The 6178-nt window shown below is 73.4% G+C and carries 4 protein-coding genes; 2 read left to right on the top strand and 2 right to left on the bottom strand.

What is annotated here, in order from left to right; translation table 11 throughout:
* The coding region (locus tag MTQ10_RS26670) for a BACON domain-containing protein (protein ID WP_247472726.1) at positions 1–1601 on the bottom strand (1601 nt) is incomplete at its 3' end.
* Positions 1602–1967: 366 nt separating this feature from the next.
* Between MTQ10_RS26670 and radA the strand changes: the two genes are divergently transcribed.
* Together radA and disA are read left to right on the top strand one after the other, a co-directional pair.
* Positions 1968–3377 (top strand): DNA repair protein RadA, encoded by a 1410-nt coding sequence (gene radA / locus MTQ10_RS26665; RefSeq protein WP_247472723.1) that lies wholly within the window; start codon positions 1968–1970, stop codon positions 3375–3377.
* A gap of 80 nt (positions 3378–3457) precedes the next feature.
* Positions 3458–4582 (top strand): DNA integrity scanning diadenylate cyclase DisA, encoded by a 1125-nt coding sequence (gene disA, locus MTQ10_RS26660; RefSeq protein ID WP_247472721.1) that lies wholly within the window; start codon positions 3458–3460, stop codon positions 4580–4582.
* A gap of 350 nt (positions 4583–4932) precedes the next feature.
* Here the strand turns inward: disA and MTQ10_RS26655 are convergent, their stop codons facing one another.
* Positions 4933–5757 carry a hypothetical protein gene (locus MTQ10_RS26655; RefSeq protein WP_247472719.1) on the bottom strand — a complete coding sequence of 275 codons (825 nt, stop codon included), beginning with the start codon at positions 5755–5757 and terminating at the stop codon, positions 4933–4935.
* Positions 5758–6178 lie beyond the last annotated feature (421 nt).

Raw genomic sequence — 6178 nt, 5'->3', positions numbered from 1 at the left:
GTCGGTGTCGGGCTGGAGGGCGTCTCGCTTCCCGGGCTGCCGGGGCTTCCGGTGCCTGGGTCGGTGCCGGGGCCGGGCGTGCCCGGGCGGGAGGTGTCCTGGCCGGAGGGGTGGGGGGCGGTGCCGTAACCCTCGATGGTGACGACGGCTCCGGTGGGTGAGATCGCCACGCGTGCGCTCCAGTGCCCGGACGGCTCGCGCAGCTGATCGACGTACACCCGGACCGTGAACGACTCGCCGGGCCGCAGCGTTCCCGAGGACCGGTTCAGATAGAGCCAGGCCGAGCCGGCCGCCACCGACCAGCGCACCTGTTCGGCTCCGGTGTTGGTGAGGGTGATGAGCGTGGTGTCGCCGTCGTTGGTGGCGGAGATGCCGAGACGTCCGGCGCCCCGGCCGTGGTCGTCGCCGGGGCTGACCACCTTCACCGAGACGTCCGGGCGGTCCTCGTCCCCGAGCCGGGTGCCGGGGTGGGTGCTGGCGTTGCCGGCGTTCTCGTAGCCGCCCGCGGTCTCGCCGTCCAGGCTGCCGGCGCCGTCCTCGCGGCTGGCGTGGGCCGGGCCTCCGCCGGGGCCGTCGCCGACGGGACCGCCCCGGTAGGCCGCCCACAGGGCGAGCACCGGCGCGGCGACCACGGTGGCGACGACAGTGGTGGTCACGGCACGCGCGCGTAGCCGGTCCCTGCGGGCCGCGCGGTCCTTGGGGTCCATGGGGAAGCCGCGCCGGTCGAAGCGTGGCGCGGTCGCTCCCCGCGCGCGCGGGTGGTGGGCCATCGCGCGGTGCAGGGCCGCCCGAGGGGCCTCCAGGACGGGCAGCGCGGCGGGGGTGACGGTCGAGCCCGGCCACCGTCCGGGCAGGGCGCGCTCGGCGGTGCGGCGGCAGCGCGGGCAGTCGTCGACGTGCCGGACGAGTTCCCGGCGCAGGGTGCTGCTCAGCACGAACCGGCCGTCGCCGGTGAGCCCGGCGACGGCCGGGCAGGTGCCCGTCTCGACGACGGCCAGCGCCGCACGCGTGCGTTCCACCTCGCAGGCGGCGGAGGCGAGCAGATCACGGGCGGCGGCCGGGTCCATGCCGAGGACGGCGGCCACCTCGCGGGCGGCGAGATGGTGGCGTACGGCCAGCTCCAGGGCCTCGCGCTGCTCCGGGGTGGTGCCCGCGGCCTCGGGCCAGGCGAGCCGTGCCAGTTCGCGCCGCCTGCGTTCCTGTTCCTCGGCGGACAGTTGTGGGATGCCGGGGTGTTCCCGGTGCGGTCCGTGACGGCCCGCCGCGTGCGTGGCCTGACGTTTCTGCTTGGCCTCGGCCAGCTTGCGCAGGCACGCCCAGCGGGCCAGTGCGTACAGCCAGGCGCGGCGGTCGGCCGCCGCCTCCGGCATCCGCTGGGCGCGCCGCTCGGCGAGCACGAGGACCTCGCCGAGGGCGGCGGTCGCGGCGTCGTGGTCGCACAGGACGGACAGGCAGTAGGTGAACAGCCCGTCGAGGTACGGCTCGTAGCGCGCGGGCGGTCGCTGCGCCACCGTGCGCGCCGCCGCGCGGTCACGTGCCTCCCGGTGCGCCCGGTGTGCGCCGGTGGCGCGGGTCGTGGTCTGCGGACTGCTGCTCATCACCCGTGCGACCGTAGGGGCCATGAGCAGGGACGATCTCCTGGCTTGAGCAGTTTTAATCCGTACGGGTGAAACGATCCCTCAATCGGGGACAGGAATCTCCCGTTCCGCAGCTCGTTCGCGCCGGGCTGGCCGAATTGCACGGGTGACCGGGACACCGTTCGCGGGGCGTACGCCGGGGCGGTGGAGGGCGTCCGGGGCAGGGGCCGACGGTCCATCGCGGCGGGGGCCCACCCCCCGACCCGCAGCCCTCGGCCCTCAGCCCTCGGCCCGAAGCCGGGGTCGGCCGTCCGTTCCCGGGGGACCGCGGACCCACCCGTCGTCCACAGGCCGCTCCGGTTGTCAGTGGCGGCGGCTACGGTTTCCCCCATGGCTGCCCGTACCAAGACCACCAAGGACCGCCCCTCCTTCCGCTGCACGGAATGCGGCTGGCAGACGGCGAAGTGGCTCGGCCGCTGCCCCGAATGCCAGGCCTGGGGCACGGTCGAGGAGTACGGCGCGCCCGCGGTCCGTACGACCGCACCCGGCCGCGTGACCACCTCCGCCCTGCCCATCGGCCAGGTCGACGGCCGCCGGGCCACGGCCCGCTCCACCGGCGTACCGGAACTGGACCGGGTCCTCGGCGGCGGCCTCGTCCCCGGCGCCGTCGTGCTGCTCGCGGGCGAGCCCGGCGTCGGCAAGTCCACCCTGCTGCTCGACGTGGCGGCCAAGTCGGCCAGCGAGGAGCACCGCACCCTCTACGTCACCGGTGAGGAGTCCGCCGGTCAGGTCCGGCTGCGCGCCGACCGCATCGGCGCGATCGACGACCATCTGTATCTCGCCGCAGAGACCGACCTGTCCGCCGTGCTCGGGCACCTGGACGAGGTCAAGCCGTCCCTGCTGATCCTCGACTCCGTGCAGACCGTCGCCTCCCCGGAGATCGACGGCGCGCCCGGCGGCATGGCACAGGTGCGGGAGGTCGCGGGCGCCCTGATCCGCGCGTCAAAGGAGCGCGGCATGTCCACGCTGCTGGTGGGCCATGTCACGAAGGACGGCGCCATCGCCGGTCCGCGCCTGCTGGAGCACCTCGTCGACGTGGTGCTGCACTTCGAGGGCGACCGCCACGCGCGCCTGCGTCTCGTACGGGGCGTCAAGAACCGTTACGGCGCCACCGACGAGGTCGGCTGCTTCGAACTGCACGACGAGGGCATCACGGGCCTTGCGGACCCGAGCGGACTTTTCCTGACCCGCCGTGACGAACCGGTCCCCGGCACCTGCCTGACGGTCACCCTGGAGGGGCGCCGCCCGCTCGTCGCCGAAGTGCAGGCGCTCACCGTCGACTCCCAGATCCCCTCCCCGCGCCGTACGACGTCCGGCCTGGAGACCTCCCGCGTGTCGATGATGCTGGCCGTGCTGGAACAGCGAGGCCGCATCAGCAGCCTGGGCAAAAGGGACATCTACTCCGCGACGGTCGGCGGGGTGAAGCTCTCCGAGCCCGCCGCCGACCTCGCCGTCGCGCTCGCGCTCGCCTCCGCCGCCAGCGACACCCCGCTGCCCAAGAACCTGGTGGCGATCGGCGAAGTGGGCCTCGCGGGCGAGGTCAGACGCGTCACGGGCGTGCAGCGCAGACTCGCGGAGGCACAGCGACTGGGCTTCACCCACGCGCTCGTACCGGCCGATCCGGGCAAGGTTCCGGCCGGTATGAAGGTCCTGGAAGTCGCCGACATAGGGGACGCGCTGCGGGTCCTGCCGCGCTCGCGTCGCCGAGAGGCCCCCCGGGAGGCGGAGGACCGCCGGTAGACTTTGCCCTGGTCTCGCCCGTCCGTACGAACCGAGTGCGCGGAACGCGGCTTTTCAGAACCTGCGACCGGAGGAGTGCAGTGGCAGCCAACGACCGGGCAGCAGCTCCCGGAAAGTCCGGTGGGAGTGCCGGTTCCGATGGCCTGATGCGCGCCTCGCTGAGCGCCGTCGCCCCCGGCACGGCTCTGCGTGACGGCCTGGAGCGGGTCCTGCGCGGCAACACCGGCGGCCTGATCGTGCTGGGCTCCGACAAGACGGTCGAGGCGATGTGCACGGGCGGTTTCGTCCTGGACGTCGAGTTCACCGCCACCCGGCTGCGCGAGCTGTGCAAGCTGGACGGCGGCATCGTGCTCTCCTCGGACCTGTCGAAGATCCTCCGCGCGGGCGTGCAGTTCGTGCCGGACGCGACGATCCCCACCGAGGAGACCGGCACCCGGCACCGCACCGCGGACCGGGTCAGCAAGCAGGTCGGCTTCCCGGTCGTCTCCGTCTCCCAGTCCATGCGGCTCATCGCGCTGTACGTCGACGGGCAGCGGCGTGTGCTGGAGGACTCGGCGGCGATCCTGTCCCGCGCCAACCAGGCCCTCGCCACGCTGGAGCGGTACAAGCTCCGCCTGGACGAGGTCGCGGGCACGCTGTCCGCGCTGGAGATCGAGGACCTGGTGACCGTCCGGGACGTGTCGGCGGTAGCACAGCGCCTGGAGATGGTGCGCCGTATCGCCACGGAGATCGCGGAGTACGTGGTCGAGCTGGGCACGGACGGCCGGCTGCTCGCCCTCCAGCTCGACGAGCTGATCGCGGGCGTCGAGCCCGAGCGTGAACTGGTCGTACGGGACTATGTGCCGGAGCCCACCGCCAAGCGGTCCCGCACGGTCGAGGAAGCGCTGGCCGAGCTGGACAAGCTCAGCCACGCCGAGCTGCTCGAACTGTCCACGGTGGCCCGCGCGATGGGGTACACCGGCTCCCCCGAGGCACTGGACACGGCCGTCTCCCCGCGCGGTTTCCGGCTGCTGGCCAAGGTGCCGCGGCTGCCGGGCGCCATCATCGACCGCCTGGTCGAGCATTTCGGCGGGCTACAGAAGCTGCTCGCCGCCAGCGTCGACGACCTGCAGACGGTGGACGGTGTCGGCGAGGCACGCGCCCGCAGCGTCCGCGAGGGCCTGTCACGGCTCGCGGAGTCGTCGATCCTGGAGCGTTACGTCTGACCCTGCCGGGCCCTGGGCCCGCCCCCTGCGGGACTGGGCCGTGAGTCGGCCCGCTTCCGGGTCCGGCCGTCCGCGGTCGGCACAGGGGCGGGTGCTGCCGCTCCCCCGGCCGAAGCCGCCCTGGCCGCTCCGGTCCCCTTCGTACCTGCCGGCACAGGGGCGGGTGCCTGCCGCTCCCCCGGTCGAGACCGCGCCGCGCGATCAACCGCCCTCGTACGTGGCCGACAGGGTCGCGCCGACAGCCGAGGGCGCCGGTTCCCGCCCCGCGACCACCTTCCCGAAGCGTCCGCCCTGGGCCCTCCGCCCCGCTGTCCCGTCGTCCCGCAGCCCTGGAGCCTCGGCGCCCGGCGTCAGTCCGCGGTGAGCACGAACGACGTCTGCTTCTTCGCCTGCCCCGGGGCCTTCGCCTCGACGAGGTAGGTGCCCGGCTCGGCCGAGCCCGCAGGCGGCGTGCCGCACTCGGGGACGCTCGGCTTGCGGTCCCACTTCACGACGTACGTGATGCTGCTGTTCGCCGGGACCCGGTACAGCAGGCTGCTGGCGCCCTTCGGGCAGTCCGAGGACGACCAGTAGGGGTCGTCACTGCCCGCCTGAGTGATCGTCACCACGGTCGTACGCGGCCCGAGATCGACCTTGCAGTCGCTGCCGGAGTTGTTCTTCGCGGTGAGGCGGAAGGTCGGCGTCTGATCCGGGGCGTAGGTGTTGCGGACACTGCTCAGCGTCAACGTCACCGCCTGCGCGGTGCAGTCGGGAAGCGTGGAGCCCGCCGGGAGGACGGCCCCCGTACCCACGCCTCCGACGCCGTCGCTGCCGTTGGCACCGTCGTCCGTGCCACCGCCCGACGCGTCGCCGTCGCCGCCGGCGGAACCGTCGGAGCCACCGGAGCCGCCCGCCCCGGAGCCGCCGTCGGAGCCGGAGCCGCCGTCACTGGACTCGTCACGCCCGCCGGGGTGCGCGCTGATCGCCGGACCGGACCCGGACGGCCCCGGAGTGATCGAGGGCGCGGGATTCTTGCCGTTCGACCCACCGGCCTGGTTCTTGCCCCCTCCACCACCGGAGGTTGCGATCCAAGCGATGAGCAGCGCCAACAGCGCCAGCACAGACAGCAGTACGACCCTCCGTCGCCAATAGATGGAGGAGGGAAGCGGCCCGACCGGATTGCGCAGAGATCCCACGGCGCAAACTGTACGAGAGATCCACGCGTCAACCTGCCCCACCCGCCGCGCGGAGTCACAAACTTTTCCGGATCATCATTTCGGCAGCCCTTCGCACGCGGTGCGCTGTGCGCCGCGACGTCATCTGACGGCCTGTCAGCTGTCGCTCACCGTCACAACTCCCGCTTCCCGCCTACGGTCTGTAGCACCGTCGGGCCGCGAGGCGCGCGGGGCTCGGCGTCACCGTTCCTTCCGCGTGCAGCCACTGCGCCACCGGCCGGGGGAAGACCCGTATCGTCCGCAGCCACCCGACCGAGGGGCACTCCCGTTCGCGATCGCGCCGCTTGCACCTCTGGCCACGACCGGCCGTGCACACCGTGCGTACCCCCACCCTGGGCGCCCTCACCGCCACCGCGTCGGTCCCTGTCCCGCCCCTCTCGCC

This window comes from Streptomyces sp. XM83C (genome assembly GCF_023072675.1).
Classification (GTDB): Bacteria; Actinomycetota; Actinomycetes; order Streptomycetales; family Streptomycetaceae; genus Streptomyces; species Streptomyces thermocoprophilus.
Note: the sequence above shows the minus strand (reverse complement) of the source record. Positions and strands in the feature narration are given on the sequence as shown.

Coding starts and splice junctions, on each gene's coding strand:
- radA (WP_247472723.1), top strand. CDS start 1,968: ATGGCTGCCCGTACCAAGACCACCAAGGACCGCCCCTCCTTCCGCTGC.